The organism is Syntrophomonas sp. UBA5494 (assembly GCF_002426325.1).
Genome location: NZ_DIPG01000129.1, coordinates 2,418 through 3,160, shown reverse-complemented (window position 1 = coordinate 3,160; position 743 = coordinate 2,418). Strand labels below are relative to the sequence as shown.

Sequence of the window (743 nt, the reverse complement as noted above, 5' to 3'; positions counted from 1 at the left end):
CCGTCCGGACCGGCAATTCCGGTTATGGATACTGCTACATCGACACCGGAGAGGTTTTTAATGCCCACAGCCATCTCGGCAGCGGTTTCCCTGCTCACTGCTCCATAGGACTGCAAAGTATCCTCCTTTACGCCTACTAAAACCTGTTTGGCCTGATTGCTGTAAGAAACCACTGAACCCCAGAAAAAATTGGAGCTGCCCGGCAGATCGGTGATCATTTTGCTGAGCAATCCTCCGCTGCAGGATTCAACCGCAGCCATGAACAATCCCTGCCGGGTCAGCAGTTTGGCAACTACTCCGGCCAGCGTATCCTCACCCACACAAACCACATTTGATCCCAGAGCGGCTTCGATGCTCCGGCATAGTTCTTCCAGGCGCCGACCTGCTTCTACCGGATCGGGACCGTCTACAGTGATCTTTATGATCACTTCGCCTTCCTGGGCCAGAAGGGCGATTCCATAATCCTGCTGTTTATCGAGGATTTCCCCCAGTAAATCTTCCACCTGTGACTCACCAGGCCCCAGAACCCTCATTATCCGGGTTTGCCCGCTGCTTCCCATGAGGCCTTCTTCCTGGCCTAACAGGGGTTCTGCTGCTTCAAGGTACATATCCTGCATTTCCCGCGGCGGACCGGGCAACAAGATTACTATCTTCCCGTCCTTGGCCAGGTACATTCCCGGAGCAGTCCCCAAACGGTTCTTCAAGATTTTAGCCTCAGGCGGAAACATGGCCTGTTTGCGATT

General features: G+C 54.0%; 1 protein-coding gene. It reads right to left on the bottom strand.

All coding sequences use genetic code 11. The annotated features are described in order from the left end of the window. The coding region (locus tag B3W37_RS14495) for a nicotinamide-nucleotide amidohydrolase family protein (RefSeq protein WP_483176228.1) at positions 1 to 743 on the bottom strand (743 nt) is incomplete at both ends.